Below are 18,671 nucleotides of genomic sequence, written 5' to 3' on the forward strand. Positions count from 1 at the left end.
TTTCGGACAGCGATGTCTTTCCGTTTTATGGAGTGGGTGAACGCTAATCGAGATGTATTCTCAGCCTATAAAGCTGCTTTGGGTTTTATTTGGGCTTGAAATCTGTTTAAGTCCCGGTAGGCAACCTGGCGCAGTATCGCCTGCTTATCTTTATAGTCAATCGTTACCGAATCCACCTTCGGGTTTTCTAACAATTTCTGCTCTATATCCCATTGATGCAGTAGTAACCGCGAGGCTTGGTTGTAGAGTTCTGGTCTATCTCTTGGCAATTCTTGATTGCGGTTGAGTATCGCCATCATTGTCAGCAGTAGAGGATTTCCCGCCAGTTCTCCAATCGCTGAAGAAGTCTTAATTGCCCTTTGCAGTCGCTCCCGTTTTCTAACTTTATCAGCCTCATCGGTGAACGTTAATTCATGCCATCGATAGATAAAGTCCTCAATTTGCTCTATCTCTAAATCTTGCAGCATGAAGTGACGAAACTGGGCATCTCGCAACCGTTGCGCTTTGTAGCCAATAATGCGAGAAGTGACAATTATCCGCGCCTTCGGATAATCATTTGTGAAGCGATGAATATCAGTAATTACCTCCTCCCGTTTCGCCGGATCGAATACTTCATCCAACCCATCAAACATTACCAAAACCTTGCCAGCTTTTAGCTGTTCGTGGAGTTCATGCTGATTGAGGCGACAGACAATTCCACAGCCTTTGTGAAAGAATTCCAGAAAATCCTTGCACTCACTAGAGTCGCGATTGCGAATGTAAGTCCGCAATTCAATCAGCAACGGAATCGGCTGTTCAATAACAGTATTGAGAGGCGTTCTTGCCCAATTCAAAGCGATGTATTGCAACAATGTGGACTTCCCCGAACCCGGATCGCCCAAAATTACAACATAGGGATAGGCTTGATAATCATTAACAATATCCAAAACTGAGCGAACAGGCTGTTGATAATAAACTTCTTTGTATCGTTCCCACTCCTCCGGGTTAACGTCTGCTTCGAGTTGGTTACTCTCTCTCAGTCGTTTTTGATGCTCTTTAGGAATCTCGTAAACTTGGGGTAAATATTCCTGGCATTCCCGCACATCCTGTGCTATAAAAACTTGCCATACCTTAAGTTTTTCTCGATAGTCGTAAACAGTCGTATCTAAACTATCTAAATTAAGATTCCCGTATCGCTCTTGCAGCCCTTCCTGATACCGCTTCAAGTCAAATTCTGTAGGAACTCCAGCCAATTCTCTAGTGTTTTGTTGAATAGCTTCTATATTTTTTGAGTCAAAGATAGCGCGTAACTCATCCGACTCCCGGATAATGGCTTTAACCTTTTTGAGATAAAGCTTACCAATCCGTCCCCAATCAAAATCTTCTGGTAAAGACAACAAATAAAGGTGATACCAAATTTTAGATAATTCCTTAGTATCTATCGCTTGACAGTCATATTGAAAACCACTGCCCAGGATTTTTTTCACTGAGGCATCGTTAATAAATTTGTTTAACGATTCAGTGTATTGTTTCAGTTGTTCCTCAGAAAGGTCAGCACTGTCTAATTCCTGCTGCACCAATTGCAAAAATTCCTTCAGAGCTTTACCCGCTGCCTTTTGCAGGGTATCTTTCTGGAATAATCCCGTAAAATCCTTGATGCTGTCTTTGAAAAAATCTTTAGCGTAATCCTCTAAAGCTCCTTTGGCTAAGGGAGTCAACACCTCTGTAAACACAAATCCCGCAACAGTATGAACTCCCCAGACCACTAACCAATCCACCATAATCCTCGCACCTACTGAATTCCGTAGACTACGAGTATAGCGAGTGTGTTGGCGCGATCGCTTTCAGCATACGAGTCTCGAAAGAGCGATCGCGACAACCAATTAGTATGGAGTTGATATCAGATAATTTTGATGCCCAGAGGTTTTTTATGAACGAAAGCACCATTAACACGCAAGCGAATATCTCTGCTGAGTCCCCGTTATGGGAAGAACTTGCCGATGAAGCAGCCGCTACTTGCGTCGGAGGAAGTGTCTTGACGGATCTTTTAGGCGAATTGGATGATGCGATCGCATCATCGCCTTTTTCAGAAGAAGGTAGCCAGTTTGTTGAGGAAAATAGCGGGACTATTCAAGACATCTTTCAAGGTTGGATCAATTATATTGACCTGATTAACAGCCTGGGTTGAAGCCTCTAGCACTCTAGCAATTCTCTATGGGATGGAGTACATAGCCCCACCCCTGCCCCTCCTACAAAGGTCGAGCCATTCAATATTGCCCCTCTCCACGAATGTCGAGCCACTCAATATTGCCCCTCTCCGTTCACGGAGAGGGGTTGGGGGTGAGGTGCCGAATTCCTCTCTCCTACTGCTCTACATAAAATCGCGGGGGTCGGTTACATATCCAGTCAACGCCGAAGCCGCAGCCGTATAAGGCGACGCCAGATAAATCCCCGCCTCTTTATTCCCCATCCGTCCGGGGAAATTGCGGTTAGTCGTAGAAACGCAAATTTCCGGCTCGTTCACGCGACCGAAAGTATCCTTGGGACCACCCAAACAAGCCGCGCAGGAAGGTGCCGCAGGCTCAATGCAACCAGCCGCCAAGAAAATCTCAGACAGAGTTTGCCCTTCGTACTTCTGGGTGAATAAGTCTTCGTAGACTTTCTGCGTTGCCGGTACTAAATAAGTAGGAACTTTCACCTGCTGTCCCTTAAGAATACGGGCAGCGTACATAAAATCTGAAGTTTTGCCGCCAGTGCAGGAACCGATATAAACTCGGTCAATCTTGACATCCCGGCATTCCCGCGCCAAAGCACGATTATCTGGAGAATGGGGCTTCGCGACGACCGGCTCTAACTTAGAGACATCATAATGCCGATCCGAGTAGAAACGAGCATCAGCATCCGTATAAACTGGCTCGAAAGGCTTATCAGTCCGGGCGCGGACGTACTCAAACGTCGTTTCATCCGGGGCGACCGTGCCATTTTTGCCACCCGCCTCAATCGCCATATTACACAGCGTCATCCGGTCTTCCATCGACAGACCGTTAATGGTAGTACCGGCAAATTCCAGCGCCCGATACGTGGCTCCAGCAACCCCAATATCTCCAATGATTTGCAAGATCAGGTCTTTCGCCAACAGGTAATTCGGCATCTCGCCCTCAAAGACAAAGCGCATCGTCGCCGGGACTTTGATCAGCAGCTTGCCGGTGCCCATAATGAAACCAGCGTCTGTGTTGCCGATGCCGGTGGCGAACTGACCAAAAGCGCCCGCGTTACAGGTATGGGAATCGGTACCAAACAGCACTTCACCAGGACGGGTGTGACCTTCTTGTGCTAGGGCAATGTGGCAAACACCTTTGTAATCGGGATTGGCTTTAAAGTCGGCTCGGTCGGTGATGTCGTAGAAATATTTAATGTCTTGCTCTTTGGCAAAGTCGCGCAGAATATCAACGTTGCGGTTAGCGCGTTCGTCGGCAGTAAAAATGTAATGGTCTGGAATCAAAACAATTTTTTCTTTGTCCCAGACTTTGGCATCAGCGCCAAATTCGCGCTTGAACACCCCGATTGTACCGGGACCACAAACGTCATGGGTCATTAACAAATCAACGTTAACCCAAATATTCTCCGCCGGTTCGACAATAGCCCGACCAGAGGCACGAGCCAAGATTTTTTCGGTGAGAGTCATCCCCATAGCTATTTTCCTCTTTCCTTGCAAAGACGCGATCGCTTTTATTTGATAATGCCTATTTTCTCCAGCCCTCTGTCATTCTATAACAATGTATTTCAGACAACTAATACTAAGGGTAGATGTGGGCTGGATACCTGAAATGTTTTATTATCAACCTTTCCACGATTTTAACCACTCAAATTTATCAGGCAAAACTAAAAATAAGGGTTCAACGTTACTGAAGATAAATCTGGAGATAAATCTGAAGATAAATATAAATATTAAAACGCTTGTATTGTAGATTCATCAATCTACATTTATATCCCTAAATATTAATCACTGATTTTTCTGGCGTTGTTAGTAAGGAATAATGGGTAATTGGTATAGGTAAAAACTTTTCAGTTCTAGAGACGCCATTATCGCGTCTAAATTTTGAATTCAAGAGCTTTCTTCAACTCAAAACACTCATTACCCATTACCCATTAACCATTACCACTTCAACAGATTAAACTGCTCCATGTCCACCGTCTCGCGGTTGCGATAGATTGACAGCACAATCGCCAAACCCACCGCGGCTTCAGCAGCTGCAACAGTAATCACAAAGACGGAAAAAACCTGACCTTTAATTTCTTGAGGATCGAGAAAATTAGAAAAGGCCATTAAATTCAAGTTGACAGAATTCAGCAGCAATTCAATCGACATCAGCACGCGAACAGCATTACGGCTGGTAATCAAGCCATAGATACCGATGCAGAAGAGGGCAGCGGCTAGCAGTAGAAAATACTGAAGTTCTAGGTGCATGAGTTTTCTTGGTTTCTATGTGTTGGTATCTGCGGGGAGTTTACCGCTTTCGGAGCCGACCGTCAAAAGTTCGCGAGGACGTTCCGGCAACGTTAAAGAGGTTGGTTGAGTTAGCTGAGGTGAAATTTCTTCTGGAATATACTCACGACGTGCCAGAACAATTGCGCCCACCATTGCCATCAACAACAACACAGATGCCAACTCAAAGGGTAGCAAAAAGTCACTGAAGAAATGCAGACCAATCTGCACAATGCTACTTTCAATGGGAGTGGTCAAGACCGCTAAAGTCCAGGGAGTTCTGATCACCATCGTACCCAGAAGCCCAAACAAGCCGATACAGACCAAAGCCGTTGATGCTTGGCGAATCCAGCGATTGCGAATGGGTGCAAAATCTTCCCGCTTGTTTACCAGCATGATGGCAAACAAAATCAGGACGTTAATCGCTCCAACATAAATGAGAACCTGCGCCGCCGCTACAAAGTCTGCATTGAGAAGAAGATACAGCCCAGCGATGCTGACAAAAACTCCACCCAGTAAGAAGGCTGAGTAGACAATATTAGTAAACAGCACCACTCCTAAAGCTGAGCCAATCATCATTAGCGACAGCAGGCCAAACGAAACAATCTGAACGCCTTCAGCTAGATTCATTTTTGTCCTTTGTCAGTAGTCAATCGTTTATTTGTCATTCGTCATTCATCATTAGTTTTTTACAAGTGACTAATGACGAATGACAAATCACTTTTATTTTTCCGTTTTTTGTTCCAGAATTTCCGCTGGAAGCTGACCGGGGCGACGGGAACCTTCTGGCAGGTCGTGCGGGTCCATGACGCCCTTGGGTAGGTAGACAAGTTCGCGCAGCGGCGTCACCATTGGGTCTTGCGTGACTTTGTACGGTAAACGACCCAGTGCCACGTTGTCAAAATTCAATTCGTGACGGTCGTAGGTGCTAAGCTCGTACTCTTCGGTCATTGACAGGCAATTGGTCGGGCAGTATTCCACGCAGTTGCCGCAAAAGATACAAACTCCGAAGTCGATGCTGTAGTGCTTGAGGAGTTTCTTTTTGCTTGCTTTGTCAAACTCCCAATCTACTACTGGCAGGTTGATGGGACAAACCCGCACGCAGACTTCGCAGGAAATGCACTTATCAAATTCAAAGTGAATTCGACCCCGGAAACGCTCGGAAGGAATGAGTTTTTCGTAGGGGTACTGCACGGTAATCGGACGCCGCCGCATATGGTCGAAGGTTACAGACAACCCTTGACCAATATATCGAGCCGCTTGGACGGTTTCTTTGGCGTAATCGCCAACTTGTTTGAGGAACTTAAGCATTGTTCTGTGTCTCTCTCTGATTAGAGAATCGGTTATTGGTGATTGTAGAAAAAGGTAATTTTTCCCACGACTTATTACCGATTACCGATTACCAATTACCCGCCAAAAGCAACGGGAAATGCTAATTTTAGGGCTGCGGTCAGTAGCAGGTTGACTAAAGACACTGGGAGCAGAAACTTCCACCCTAGATCGAGCAGTTGGTCAATGCGAACCCGTGGTACAGTCCAGCGCAGCAGAATCGCTATGAAAACGAGGAAGTAGGCTTTTAGGAGGGTCATGGTGATCCCCAGTGATGCATCAATCACCTGCAACCAGGGACTGGTTTCATTAACTCCTAGCCAGCCGCCTAACATTGAGAGGGGAATCGGAAATTCCCATCCGCCTAGATACAAGATTGCAACTAGCAGGGCAGAGAGGACGAGGTTGACGTAAGAGCCGATATAAAATAGACCGAATTTCATCCCGGCGTATTCGGTCTGATAACCGGCAACCAGTTCTTCTTCTGCTTCTGGCAGGTCAAAAGGGAGTCTTTCGCACTCTGCCAAAGCGGCAATCCAAAAGATGAGGAAACCCACGGGTTGCCGCCAGACGTTCCAGCTGAGGACGCCGTAGCCAGATTGCTGTTCTACGATGTCGATGGTGCTAAGACTGTTGGACATCATCGCGATCGCAAGTACGGAAAGCGCTAGGGGAATTTCGTAACTAATCGACTGCGCTGCCGCCCTTAAACCCCCTAGTAGGGAATACTTGTTGTTTGAAGAATAGCCGGACATCAGCAAGCCAATCGGCTGAATGCTGGAGAGGGCAATCCACAAAAAGACGCCCATTCCGACGTTAGAGATTACCAGGTTTTGCCCAAACGGCACAATCAGGAAGGACAAAAACACTGGGATGACGACGATGATTGGGCCTAGCGTGAATAGCAAGCGGTCGGTCTTGGCTGGGACAATATCTTCTTTGAAAACCAGCTTTAGACCATCGGCGACCGGCTGCAAAACACCCAGTGGTCCGGCGAATTCTGGCCCAATTCGCTGCTGAGCCGCAGCAGAAATCTTCCGCTCCAGCCAGACGACCACTAGCACCCCTACGGTAGCACCAATAATCATCAGAAACATCGGCAGCGGCATCCAAATGGCTTTGGCGGCACCTGCTGGGATGCCCAGATCCCTGAGGGATTGGATAAAAGTTCCTTGTAGGTCAATACCTGGGTTCATGTTTCCCGAACGAAGTAATTACTAGGACAATTCGAGACAAGATGTATCGAATCAATCTATCTGTTCTTTTGTGAAGATTTTTTTCAGCTACACAGCCTAGTATATCGTTGGAGCGCATCCAGCCCAGCGCAGCAAATAAGAAATTCTACTTATCCTTAAGTTAAAGTTTTCTGTGGTCAGGAAGAAGGGAGGCGCGATCGCTTGTTGTGGCGGGTGAAAGTGCGATCGCCTGTGTAATTATCACTGATACTGCTCGAACCAGACGGCTAAATCCGTCGGTGCCGTAAAATCCAACAGCGCCTCACCCAACTCCTCTAATTGAGCGATGGGTATCTGTTGAATCCGGCTCTTGCATCTGTTGGTCAACTGAGGCAACTAATCCCTACGAAGGTCAACCAATTAACAGTAAGCTTCCCCATCTACCCCGATTTTCGGAACCAGCGATCGCTCCTCCCATCTCCGCCACAAAAAAAGCGCGATCGCTTCCCCATACAATTTTTGTCGGAAGCGATCGCGTTTTTTCGGGTTCTAGATGACTATCGTTGTTCTATAGAAATGTAGCCAGCTTCGCGAGAACCTTTATAAATTTGAGTCGGACGATAGATGCGGTTTTCTCCTAGCTGTTCCTTCCAGTGAGCCAGCCAACCAGCAACACGAGCGATCGCAAACACGGGTGTAAACAAATCTGTAGGAATGCCCATCTTTCGGTAAACCAGACCCGAATAGAAATCCACGTTTGGATAAATTCCTTTTTCGCCTAATTTTTCCTCAAGTACCCTTTCCAACTCCACAGCAATGTCGTAATACTTATCGTGACCAAATTTCTCAAACAGTTGTTCTGCCAAGTTTTGGAGAATTGTCGCTCGCGGGTCTTTCACTTTGTAGACGCGATGACCAAAGCCCATAATTTTCGCTTTGCGCTGTAAGGCATCCTCTAGCCACGCAGTAACATTTGCCACTGAGCCAATTTCTTCTAACATGGTGATGACTTCTTCATTCGCCCCTCCATGCAATGGCCCTGCTAAAGTTCCCACCGCTGAGGCAACGACTGCGTAGGGGTCGGTCAGGGTTGAAGCCGTCACCCGTGCCGAGAAGGTAGAAGCGTTCATCGTATGTTCTGCATGAAGCGTCAAGCAGACATCGAAAATCCGCGCCGCAAGGGGGTCGGGTTCTCGCTCGTTCAGCATATACAAGAAGTTGGCAGAATAGTCCAAATCATCGCGAGGGCGCACGGGGTCGTTGCCTTTCCGCATCAGTTGGAAAGCTGCCACCATTGTGGGAATTTTGGCTAAGAGACGCACCACCGCTTCCCGAATGTAAGCAGGGTTATCTAAAGCGCGACGGGAGTAAAACAAACCCAAAGCAGCGGCAGAAGCTTGCAGCGCATCCATTGGATGCCCGGTTTCCGGAAAACACTTCATCATGTCCCGGATGCGATATTTGATCCGCCGATGATAGCGAATTTCACTTTCAAAGGCCTCAAGTTCTTCCTTCGTGGGGAGCGTACCCCAAATTAATAAATACGACGTTTCTAGGAAGGTACTCTTTTCTGCGAGGTCTTCGATGCGAATGCCGCGATATTCTAGTATTCCCTGTTTTCCATCGACATAGCTGATACTGGATTGGGCAGCGGGAATGCCTTCTAAACCTGGTTTATACTCGCAGACAGTCATGTTGCTACGGATTGGGTGAGGGGAACATACTCAAGTTACCTTACCAGAAACCGTTTTTGTAGTCGCTAGTTTTACCAGAATTTCTAAACGGGGATTACAACAGCCACTTGGGTGAGGAAAGCAAAAACATCTGGCTATGACCCACGGGAGACTGAGTTTCTGGAAGGCTTAATCCAATCATGCCTGCTTTTTTCAAAATTAGCGCTTCTTGGGTATCGCCCCACACCAAAATTTCTGCCCAATTTCCCAAGTTAGGTTGATGACCTACTAAGGCTAATTGAGATCCACCCGCTCGCCGCCATTCCTCTAACCATCTCAGCCAAGCTTGGATGCCACCCCCAGGAGCCAAGTCGATTGATTCTTCTAGATGGGGACACAAACTGGCGGCGACGAAAATTTTGGCGGTTTGGCGTGCCCTCACCAAGGGACTGGTGAGGATCAGGTCGAAGCGCACACCGATTTCATCCAGTCGTTTTGCTACTTTAGCGGTTTTCTTGCGTCCCTCATGGGTCAGCGATCGCGTTTCATCTTTGACGTCCTCAGATGGCTCGGCGGCGATTCCGTGGCGGATCAAATAAAGTTTCATAGGTTAATTGCTGATGGAAGAATGGAAGAGTCGCAATTTCCATTCTTCCACTCGCTTCTACTCCCCATGAAGCAGATGGTCTTTTGGGTTGACCAACCGAAGCAGCTTTTGCTTGATTTGGGTGTCAAAAACTTCCCATTTCATCTTGGCGTACTCAGAATTTTCATTGAAGCCGCCCAAGAACCCCATCGGAATTTCAAAGCCACCCGCGGAAAGTCGTCCGCCGCCAAAAAAGCGTCCTTGATTGTCTTGCCCAAAGGCTTCTTTGATAAACTCGTCAGGGTCGAGAGTCAGCTTGCTGGTTCTCAGGGAGCCAATTACGACTTCCAATTCTTCGTCTTCGTCGTGGACGATTCCGTAGACGACAGCCGTGTGGACGTTTTCTTCTGTCACGAGAAAGTCTGCCGCTTGGGGGATGGCATCTCGGTCTTCATAGCGAAGATAGCCAACACCAGCGATAGAGAAGTTATTTTGGACAGTGCGGTTGGTTAGCGATCGCTCGATTACATCCATCACCCGTTTTGAGCGATACGCCTGCAAGACTGCATTCAGCAGCTGGGCGTCATAAAAACGGCTGAGATACCCGGCAGCTAGAAAATCCTCTTCCTGAGCTTGCATCAGCCGGTTCGTGTCTGACCTCAGACCATGCATCAGTGCTGTCGCACATTTTACGTGTTCGCCAATACCGCTATCCAGCTTGAGCAACCCTCCTTGGAGGTACTGGGTTAAAATCGTCGCCGTTGCTCGTGTAGAAGGGCGAATATCCGTAAATTCAGCATGAAGTTCCGTCTGTATACTGTGATGGTCAATCACAACCGTAATCGGGATTCCTGCCTTTTGTACCCAAGGCAGCAATTGACAGGTCGTGCCCTGGTTATCAATCAGAACACAACCCTGATACACCGACAAGTCCTTCTCCTTTTCCTTCAGGCACTGGACGCCCAAGCGTTTTGCGGGTAAGCCTGTAAGTTTAACCAGAGCAATATTTTCTTGGTGGCTGAGAGTGCCAGCGTACACAATTTCGCATTGGATGTTGTACTGCTTGGCAATCAGTTGATACGCCCAAGCGCCCGAAAGGGCATCCGGGTCGGGAAAATCTTGCAAAATTACCAGATGACGATCGCCCCGGTGACGCTCTAAAGTCTGTCGTAGCGATTCCACGATTCTTTCCAGTGGGGGTTCGCTCGACCCTCTTGCTGAATAATTACCAGATCCATTTACTGTATGTGTGGGAGCCGCCTCTGTTCGTTGAATTTCAACCACAGATTCCGAATCTGGCTTGGTGTCTATAGGCTTTGACTCGGCGGCGATTGGAGAACCATTGAGAGGCTTGAGCAAATTAGATCGCATATTATGGATAATGCAGGTGTGCAAAGCTATAAAATTAGTATTCCAGTTGCTGCAACAGTCTCTCTCCTCACGCTTCCTGCCAAGTATTTGACAGATTCAGTCAATCGCCCAAAGGGCAGAAAAAAGCGCAGTACAGAAACCCTTGTAAATGCCGCGAAAACTCGCCTCTTTACTGCGAAAACAGGTTTCCAGAGACGCCGTGATTACGCTTGTCTTGATATAGAGCTACCTATTCATAGATCTTGACAAAAAAACTGGCAAACGACACTCCCCCTGCGGTCGCGTTTTCCGGTCTTGACCTTTTACAGTTGCGCTCTTGCTCTTTCATGGCTACCGATTGGCAATGAGGGGTTAAGGAAGAGTGCAATGTTCCTCCGCCCCCAGTCCTAGGGGCACCACCCGTACTTGCCAGTCTCTTGACTAGCCAAATTTTAAAACCCCCCGCAGTTGATTTAAATGCAGGGGGCTAAAGGCCGATCACATATTTTTTCCACTCCTGATGCGTACCACTTTTGAGGTGTTTCGCAACTTCAAAGTGCAGACTACTGTAAGGCTTGCGAGGCGGCTGCCGCAAAATCATGTTGGCTTCCTTGGGGGTGCGGCTGCCTTTATTGACATTGCAGCGCACGCAAGCGGTGACAATGTTTTCCCAGGTATCGCCGCCGCCACGAGAGCGGGGAATTACATGATCGAGCGTTAAATCGTCCCCGGTATAACCGCAATATTGACAAGAATGACTATCGCGGTGGAGGATATTTCGACGAGTCAGGGGAATTTCCTTATAAGGAACCCGGACATAGTAGCGCAGCCGAATAACCGTCGGGAGTGGAAACTCTGAGTAGACGTATTTGCCGTTGTGTTCAACCCGCTCTGCTTTCCCTTTGATCAACAAGACAGCAGCCCGCCGCCAGCTGGTGATGTTGAGCGGTTCATAAGAGGCGTTTAACACCAGAACCTTGCCCATAGGGTGATTGAGATATTGAGAAGATTTTTCCAGATGGTAACACAGTTAACCCAAACGCTGTCAGGCTCAAGAGATAGAGAGGGAGTAGGAGAGCATTCCTGTTTTCATTCAAACCTCAGACCTCACTCCTCAGCCTGCCGATTTCAGACCTCAACACTGCTATACGACAGCTTCTAACAGTTCTCTTAAGAGAAAACTATAGTTGAATAACACTTAAATTTTGTCTTTGAGTCCCGAAAATGCTTCTTCAACATTCCGTCTTTACATTAACTTTTTCTAATCGTTGCTATAAACGTGACTTATCCTTTAAATTAATTTTTTTTAAAGATAAAAAATTAATTTAAAAATATAAAAACTAATAACTGTATCAATAGATTTTCAAGCGTTCTCTTATCGCAATCCTAATTTCAGTTGGAAGATGCCAGCCTTTCAGAACTCCGGCTGCTATAGGAAGTCGGGATTTTTTTTGCTTTGACGTTGCATGAAATTAGGCGAGCAATGCCTACCTGCCATACTTTTCGGGCACCCTGTTAAGATAGTACGGTTTCTAGGGGTAAAGAGATTGGTAGTTCTATGGTCATTGCCTTTGACATACTTTGACATAGATGATACCCCGCGCCTTAATCAGATGAAAGAGCATACTACTCAGCATTCACCCGCTTCTTGATGTAGGCTGAGAAGTCCTGTACGGGCGGCAATCATGCTAAAAAGCGCGCTGTGTAAAAACTTGCTACCCGCATGAATGTGACGTCTGCGTGACAGGCGTCACATTCATGCGGTATCCAGCCTCACTAAGTCATGAGGCGACTATCATACGCTATCAAGGTTTTCAATCACCAAATCCTCTAAAGAAAAAGTTTACATTTAGAATAAAGAATTCTCGATAGCGCAATGCAAGTTCAAGCAACCAGTAAGCACTCAAGAGTTCTTAAGACATCCACACTTAAGGATGTCTTATTAGATACTCATCAGACTGAACCACTTATTAATTCAAACAAGCTGGTGCCGAAGATTCCAGATCCTCAGGAAATAATTTGTCAGTTTTTTTTGGACATTGTTAAACAATGGGCACCAGATTTAGTTCTGTATGAGTTTAAAACTTTATTTATTAATCCAGTCAAGGCGATTGGTTCAGCACATCTGCAAGCACTTAAAACAATTGTTGATTCTAAAAACGAAGAAGAATTTAAAAATACATTAAAGCGTTCTTGTTATATTCTTCTCAATAACTGGATATTGGCTCGCCACTACCAAGCCTTAAAAGATTTAATTCAATTAATTTCTAATTCTGCTAACTGTGATAGCATCTCATCTCCAACTGTAAAATGTCTAAAAGCTTGGCTTGCAGATTTCGTTAATAGCCAAGATTACGAGGAACTTAAGCTATTTGTTTCTAGATATGAAAATCGAGAGCAAGACCATTGGAAGAGCCGTTATACATCTTATTTGTTAGCGCCTCAGTATGTTAATAAGAAAAATTCTGAAGAACAGCGCCAAGCTGCTAAAGGCTTATCAAAGCAGTTGAAAGACCAGTTTAAGTTTGATCTGGCAATGTACACAGCTCATTCTGAGTCTAGGGGATTTAACAATAAGAAAAACCAAAATCCTACGGCTTTGGGCGATCAAGCACTCCGTTTAGTTAAAAAAGTTATCGCTAGACGTGGAATGTTTAGCTATGAAAACATTGCAAATATTTTTTTAAAACAAACCAAAGAATTGAAATACAAGCATTTTAAACAAGGCTTGCTAAAATATTTATTTTATTCGACTGAAAGCCAAGGTCAGGTAGAGACTTTAAAAACTAATTTGTGGAAAATATTAGAATTTATCTATAAAGAGGCTGATGAAGAAGAGATCAATAGCCTTCTGCTGATTAAAACCTGTAAACGGGTAATTGAATGTTTAACGATCAAGAATAATGGAGAACCTTCTTCTCTGTTCGTTTCATTAGCTTCTGAAGGAAAATCGGTTACTCTAGCAATCCTACTGCTGAAAATTATTCTAATTTGTCCTCCCACTCGGACTCATTTAGAAGTTTGTTTGGCTAAATTGATTCAATACTATGAAGAATATTCGCAAGAAGAATGTTCTTGGGTGATTAACTTTTTAGAAGTAATCAGAATTACTTTAACAATTTATACAGAAAATGTTCAATTCGATTTAGTCAATATGGAGGAAGATAGTCTCTCTCCGTCGGGTAGTATTGATGGGAAGGGTTATCGAGTTTTCTCTCGGAAGTATCGGAAGTAACCGGAAACTTGGTAGTGGCTCTAGAGGACTACCTGTTTAAAGCGGGATGGTGGAACTTACTTCAATACTAATTTTTCCTTGTGATGCTAGCCATCAGAAATCCCAACCCTCTTCACAAGGGAGCAAAAAGAAAATCGTAAGTGTAGCGCCAGTAAAATGAATGGGTATAAGTTGGTAGACCTGTAGAGCTAGCGTTAGTAGACCTGTAAAGCGATCGCATCTACGTAGAGAGTCTCAAAAAATTACTCCACCAGGCTACAAAAAAGGGGCGATTGATGAATCACCCCTACCTGTGTGTTGATTTATACCATTTTGTTGTAGATCTGCCGCTTGTGCCAATTTTGAAGTTATGTTGCGGCGCTTGTTTGGTCGTCCAAACCCCCAAATCTAAAATCCAAACGAGGATCAATGGCTTGACGAAGCGACTGGTTCCCCACCTGGCGTGCGTAACTCTTCCACCATTTCCTGTATTTCCAGCGGCGGTGGCGGAGTTAGACGCGAAACAACCCAGGTGACAACAAAGTTGATCGCCATGCCCAAGGTGCCAATTCCCTCAGCAGAAACGCCGAAAAACCAGGGTGACATCCCATAAAATTTGACACCCGCAATGTAGGAGATGGTAAAGATAAGACCAGCTAACATCCCGGCGATCGCGCCTTCCCGATTTGTCCGTTTGTCGAAGATACCTAAAATGATGACTGGGAAAAAGCTGGCTGCGGCTAAACCAAAGGCAAAAGCCACCACCTGCGCCACAAAACCGGGGGGATTGATGCCGAAGTATCCGGCAATTGCGATCGCAAACCCGACCATAATTCGACCCACCATCACTCGCAGCGATTCTGACGCACCTGGATTAATGATGCGGTAGTAGATATCGTGAGCAACCGCACTAGAGATTACCAAAAGCAAGCCGGATGCGGTAGACAGCGCCGCCGCTAATCCTCCCGTCGCCACCAAGCCGATCACCCAAGGAGCGAGTTTTGCCACTTCTGGCGTCGAGAGAACGATAATATCCGGATCGATGCCGATCTCGCTAGTAGCTTTATCGGGCGTTAGCTGAATCCGCCCATCCCCGTTCTTATCTTCAAAGGTAAGCAGCTTGGTGTTTTCCCACTTGTTCACCCAGTCGAGTTGATGAATTTCCTGAATCGTCTGGTTGTGCAAACTGTCGATCAGGTTATAACGGGCAAACGTTGCGAGCGCGGGGGCGCTAGTGTAGAGTATCGCGATAAATAGCAGCGCCCAACCCGCTGAGTAACGCGCCGCACGGACATCAGGAACTGTGTAAAAGCGCACGATGACATGGGGAAGTCCCGCAGTTCCCACCATCAAAGCAATGGTGGTAAACAAAACATCCAGCATCGATTTGTTGACAAACGGTTTGGTGTATTCCTGAAAACCGAGGTCAACCTGGATTTGGTTTAATTTCGGGACAATATCGCTAAAAGGGAACGCCAGTTGGGGGATCGGGTTGCCGGTGAGCAGCATGGCGATCGCGATCGCGGGAATCAAGTAGGCAATAATCAACACGCCGTACTGTGCCACCTGAGTCCAGGTAATTCCCTTCATTCCCCCTAAAACGGAGAAAAAGCCGACAATCACCATCCCAATGATCACGCCAGTGCTTACATCCACTTGCAAGAAGCGGCTGAACACAATTCCCACACCCCGCATCTGTCCAGCGACGTAGGTCATGGAAACAAAAACTGCCGCCACAACTGCCACTAAACGGGCGACATTGGAGTAATAGCGATCGCCCACAAAGTCCGGCACCGTATATTTACCGAACTTCCGCAAATAGGGAGCCAGCAACAACGCCAGCAGAACATAGCCACCCGTCCAACCCATCAGATAGATCGAGCCGTCGTAACCCAAGAAGGAAATCAACCCTGCCATTGAGATAAACGACGCCGCCGACATCCAATCTGCTGCTGTTGCTGCACCGTTGGCGATGGGTGGGACTCCACGTCCCGCCACGAAAAAGCCTGCACTTTCTTTAACGCGTGACTGCCAACCGATGTAGAGGTACCCAATGAAAGAAAGACTAACCAATAAAATAGTCCAGATTTCAACTGACATTCTTTCCCTCACTCATCGATATCGTATTTGCGATCGAGCTTGTCCATCTGCACGGCGTAGATGAAAATCAGCCCTACAAAGACAAAAATAGAACCCTGCTGTGCCATCCAAAAGCCGAGAGGAACGTTACCAAAACGCACCGCATTCAATGGCTCAACTAACAGAATGCTAAAAACGAGGGATACTAGCGCCCAAACGATCAAAAGATTCCGAATTAAAGCAGTATTGGCTTGCCAGTAAGCCTGACGTTTATCTTGATGCATAGATTTTTGCGGTTGCCAGAACCTCAAAAGAGAATAATTTGATTAGATTATCAGGAGTGGACGCGATCGCGCTCTTTTGATGCAGCCACCTAGCAGCGAAACATCTCGTAAAACTAAACGTAAAATCCCGGAGGGAGATAACTTCAGTTCCTACAAAATCCGGGTTTTTGAAGATTTACACTTACATGCTCAGCGTATACCGCAATGCTTCAGCTTCTTAAACTTAGGAAGTGGCAGAAAATCCGCGATCGCTTCCGAGTAAATACATAAATTGGGATTCTAAAAACAAAATGCAAAATTTTGTAAGAATTGGGATGAATACTCTGCATTATTTGTCGGAAGCGATGGGAATACTAATAAAAGATAACGGGGAGTAAACATCCAAGAGGGCTACTGTGAACAATCCCAAGCATCCAAGCGAACCGACTGAGCCGCTGGCGAAAGCAGAGTCCGAACTCAATGCATTTTTTAACCTGTCCCTCGATCTCTTAGGCATTTGCGGGCAAGATAGGTACTTCCAGAAACTCAACCCCGCCTGGGAGAGCATTTTGGGCTGGACGCTGGAAGAATTGATGTCGCGCCCTTGGATTGAATTTGTCCATCCAGATGATGTTAATGCAACGCTAACCGCATCCGGAGAATCTGCTGACAATGCGATCGCTCATTTTGAAAATCGCTATCTCTGCCAGGATGGCAGCTATCGATGGCTGTCTTGGAGAACGTTACCGCATCAAAATGGATGCTTCTATGCAGTTGCCAAAGATATCACCGAGCATAAAGCCGTTGAGTTAGAACTACAACAACTCACCGCCCAAGTTAAGCAACAATCCACAAACCTCGACCAAATTCTCTCAGCTTCTCCAGATCAGATTTATCTGATCGATAGAGCGGGAAAATATGCCGATACTAGCGTTGCAGGTGCCAAGGCACTGGGGTTCCAGCGTAGTGACATAGTGGGGAAGACATGGCAAGAACTCGGCTTGCAACCGGAAAATATGGGGTCAATTGAAGCGCACCATCAGACAGTATTTTCTACTGGGCAACCGATGACTGGCGAAGCTTACCTTCCCGCCATCGAGGGTTTCAGGCACTACGAGTACAATATCACCCCCATCCATAATCCAGATGCCAGTGTGGATGCAATCCTCAGCACTGTCAGAGATATTACCAGTCAAAAGTGGGCAGCCGCCGCCCTAAAAGAAGCCAACGAAGAACTAGAAAAGAGAGTAGAAGAGCGTACAGCAGAATTACAACAGGTCAACGAGCAACTCCGGGACGAAATTAGCCAAAGCCTGCGACACGCTGCGCTAAGCCAGCGTGCAGAAGCAGCACGGCGCGAGAGCGAAGAAAGATTTCGTCGAGTTTTTGATGATGCTCCTATCGGTATCACCTTAGTCAGAAAACCTGACTATCGGTTTTTCATGGTAAATCGAGCCTTTTGTGAAATTTTGGGTTACACGGAGTCAGAACTGACAACCCTTGACCTTTTTGATATTAACCATCCTGAAGATTTGGAAATAGAAACGCCTTATCTCAAGCAAATCATTCAGGGAGACATAGACAGCTATCAGCTTGAGAAACGTTATATCAAGAAAAACCAAGAAATTTGCTGGGTGAAGTTAACGGTAACAGTAATCCGGAATGAAATTGGAGAAATCCTCTATGAATTAGGCATGGTTGAAGACATCACCGAGCGGAAACGAGCTGATGCTGAAATACGGAATGCGATGGAAAAAGAACGGGAACTCTGCGAACTGCGTTCTCGCTTTGTTACCACCGTATCCCACGAATTTCGCACCCCGTTGAGCATCATCATTCTATCTGCCAGATTACTAGAACGTTTCCCACATCAAGCAAGTGAAGAAAAAAAACGCGAGTATTTTGCTCGCATTCAAGCAGCTGCCAAGAATATGACCCATCTATTAGATGATGTGTTGTTTATTGGTAAAGCCGAAGCCAAGAAGCTTGCCTTTAATCCAGCACCTTTAGATTTAGAAAAGTTCTGTCACGACCTCGTGGAAGATATCCAAGTGACAATTAGCAAGCAACACGCGATCGCTTTCGCTTGTCAAGGTCAAAGTACCCATTTTTGTATGGATGAAAAGTTGCTTCGGCAAATTTTTACGAATTTGCTTTCAAATGCCATCAAGTATTCCCCGAAAGGCGGCAATATTCAGTTCGACTTAGTTTGCGAACAAGGAACAGCACTTTTTTCCATCCGAGATAAAGGAATCGGCATTCCTCCCGAAGCCAGAACACGGTTATTTGAATCTTTTCATCGAGCTGATAATGTGGGGACGATTCCGGGTACTGGATTAGGACTTTCTATCGTAAAAAATTGTGTAGATTTACACGGTGGAAAAATTTCAGTAAACAGTGAAATTGGAGTGGGAACAACCTTTGCTGTTACGCTTTATTCAAGTAACTGTGGCTCTAAAGTAGAGGCAATTAATTCTCTCGTTCAAGCTTCATAAAATCTATAAATTATTTTTATCAAAATAATTTATAAAATCAAG

At 46.0% G+C, this 18,671-nt stretch carries 17 protein-coding genes; 4 read left to right on the top strand and 13 right to left on the bottom strand.

Translation table 11 applies throughout. The annotated features are described in order from the left end of the window. Positions 1–65 precede the first annotated feature (65 nt). Positions 66–1,760 carry an NACHT domain-containing protein gene (locus tag NDA03_RS00005; protein WP_348236940.1) on the bottom strand — a complete coding sequence of 565 codons (1,695 nt, stop codon included), beginning with the start codon at positions 1,758–1,760 and terminating at the stop codon, positions 66–68. Between the two features lie 149 nt (positions 1,761–1,909). On the opposite strand from NDA03_RS00005, the gene NDA03_RS00010 reads away from it, so the two are divergent. Beyond that, positions 1,910–2,167: a hypothetical protein gene (locus NDA03_RS00010; RefSeq protein WP_190435729.1), complete on the top strand. Its 258-nt coding sequence runs from the start codon at positions 1,910–1,912 to the stop codon at positions 2,165–2,167. Between the two features lie 183 nt (positions 2,168–2,350). Here the strand turns inward: NDA03_RS00010 and NDA03_RS00015 are convergent, their stop codons facing one another. From NDA03_RS00015 to NDA03_RS00055, 9 genes are all read right to left on the bottom strand, one after another. Further along, positions 2,351–3,670, bottom strand: a complete 1,320-nt coding sequence (locus NDA03_RS00015) for a 3-isopropylmalate dehydratase large subunit (RefSeq protein ID WP_190413508.1) — start codon at positions 3,668–3,670, stop codon at positions 2,351–2,353. Between the two features lie 465 nt (positions 3,671–4,135). Further along, positions 4,136–4,447, bottom strand: a complete 312-nt coding sequence (gene nuoK / locus NDA03_RS00020) for an NADH-quinone oxidoreductase subunit NuoK (protein WP_190413505.1) — start codon at positions 4,445–4,447, stop codon at positions 4,136–4,138. 15 nt (positions 4,448–4,462) lie between these two features. After that, positions 4,463–5,095 carry an NADH-quinone oxidoreductase subunit J gene (locus NDA03_RS00025; protein ID WP_190413503.1) on the bottom strand — a complete coding sequence of 211 codons (633 nt, stop codon included), beginning with the start codon at positions 5,093–5,095 and terminating at the stop codon, positions 4,463–4,465. Positions 5,096–5,188: 93 nt separating this feature from the next. Then, the gene (ndhI, locus tag NDA03_RS00030) at positions 5,189–5,776 is read right to left on the bottom strand and encodes an NAD(P)H-quinone oxidoreductase subunit I (protein WP_190413501.1); all 588 of its coding nucleotides are present in this window, start codon (positions 5,774–5,776) and stop codon (positions 5,189–5,191) included. Positions 5,777–5,871: 95 nt separating this feature from the next. Beyond that, complete coding sequence (gene nuoH / locus NDA03_RS00035; protein ID WP_190430307.1) at positions 5,872–6,990, bottom strand: NADH-quinone oxidoreductase subunit NuoH; 1,119 nt, start codon at positions 6,988–6,990, stop codon at positions 5,872–5,874. Positions 6,991–7,230: 240 nt separating this feature from the next. Next, positions 7,231–7,356, bottom strand: a complete 126-nt coding sequence (locus NDA03_RS00040; protein WP_199292304.1) for a DUF4351 domain-containing protein — start codon at positions 7,354–7,356, stop codon at positions 7,231–7,233. 170 nt (positions 7,357–7,526) lie between these two features. Next, positions 7,527–8,663 (bottom strand): citrate synthase, encoded by a 1,137-nt coding sequence (locus NDA03_RS00045; RefSeq protein WP_190413495.1) that lies wholly within the window; start codon positions 8,661–8,663, stop codon positions 7,527–7,529. A gap of 94 nt (positions 8,664–8,757) precedes the next feature. After that, positions 8,758–9,249: a phosphohistidine phosphatase SixA gene (gene sixA / locus NDA03_RS00050; RefSeq protein ID WP_348236941.1), complete on the bottom strand. Its 492-nt coding sequence runs from the start codon at positions 9,247–9,249 to the stop codon at positions 8,758–8,760. Between the two features lie 57 nt (positions 9,250–9,306). Continuing rightward, entirely contained in the window at positions 9,307–10,599 is a 1,293-nt protein-coding gene (locus NDA03_RS00055) for a bifunctional oligoribonuclease/PAP phosphatase NrnA (RefSeq protein ID WP_348236942.1), read from the bottom strand. Positions 10,600–10,602: 3 nt separating this feature from the next. Here NDA03_RS00055 and NDA03_RS00060 point away from each other — a divergent pair, with 3 nt between their 5' ends. Continuing rightward, positions 10,603–10,845 carry a hypothetical protein gene (locus NDA03_RS00060; protein WP_348236943.1) on the top strand — a complete coding sequence of 81 codons (243 nt, stop codon included), beginning with the start codon at positions 10,603–10,605 and terminating at the stop codon, positions 10,843–10,845. Positions 10,846–11,065: 220 nt separating this feature from the next. Here the strand turns inward: NDA03_RS00060 and NDA03_RS00065 are convergent, their stop codons facing one another. Next, positions 11,066–11,563, bottom strand: coding sequence for an HNH endonuclease (locus NDA03_RS00065; RefSeq protein ID WP_190413489.1), 498 nt, complete (start codon positions 11,561–11,563; stop codon positions 11,066–11,068). Positions 11,564–12,454: 891 nt separating this feature from the next. On the opposite strand from NDA03_RS00065, the gene NDA03_RS00070 reads away from it, so the two are divergent. Then, entirely contained in the window at positions 12,455–13,813 is a 1,359-nt protein-coding gene (locus NDA03_RS00070) for a hypothetical protein (protein ID WP_348236944.1), read from the top strand. Positions 13,814–14,218: 405 nt separating this feature from the next. Here the strand turns inward: NDA03_RS00070 and NDA03_RS00075 are convergent, their stop codons facing one another. Together NDA03_RS00075 and NDA03_RS00080 are read right to left on the bottom strand one after the other, a co-directional pair. Continuing rightward, positions 14,219–15,892 carry a sodium:solute symporter family protein gene (locus NDA03_RS00075; protein ID WP_190413485.1) on the bottom strand — a complete coding sequence of 558 codons (1,674 nt, stop codon included), beginning with the start codon at positions 15,890–15,892 and terminating at the stop codon, positions 14,219–14,221. Positions 15,893–15,900: 8 nt separating this feature from the next. After that, a complete protein-coding gene (locus NDA03_RS00080) occupies positions 15,901–16,155 on the bottom strand; it encodes a DUF4212 domain-containing protein (protein ID WP_190984559.1) in 255 nt (84 codons plus the stop codon). 395 nt (positions 16,156–16,550) lie between these two features. Here NDA03_RS00080 and NDA03_RS00085 point away from each other — a divergent pair, with 395 nt between their 5' ends. Next, the gene (locus NDA03_RS00085; RefSeq protein WP_348236946.1) at positions 16,551–18,629 is read left to right on the top strand and encodes a PAS domain S-box protein; all 2,079 of its coding nucleotides are present in this window, start codon (positions 16,551–16,553) and stop codon (positions 18,627–18,629) included. The last annotated feature ends 42 nt before the right edge of the window (positions 18,630–18,671 follow it).

The sequence above is a fragment of the Trichocoleus sp. Lan genome (assembly GCF_039961855.1).
In the GTDB taxonomy this organism is placed as follows: Bacteria; Cyanobacteriota; Cyanobacteriia; order Cyanobacteriales; family FACHB-T130; genus FACHB-T130.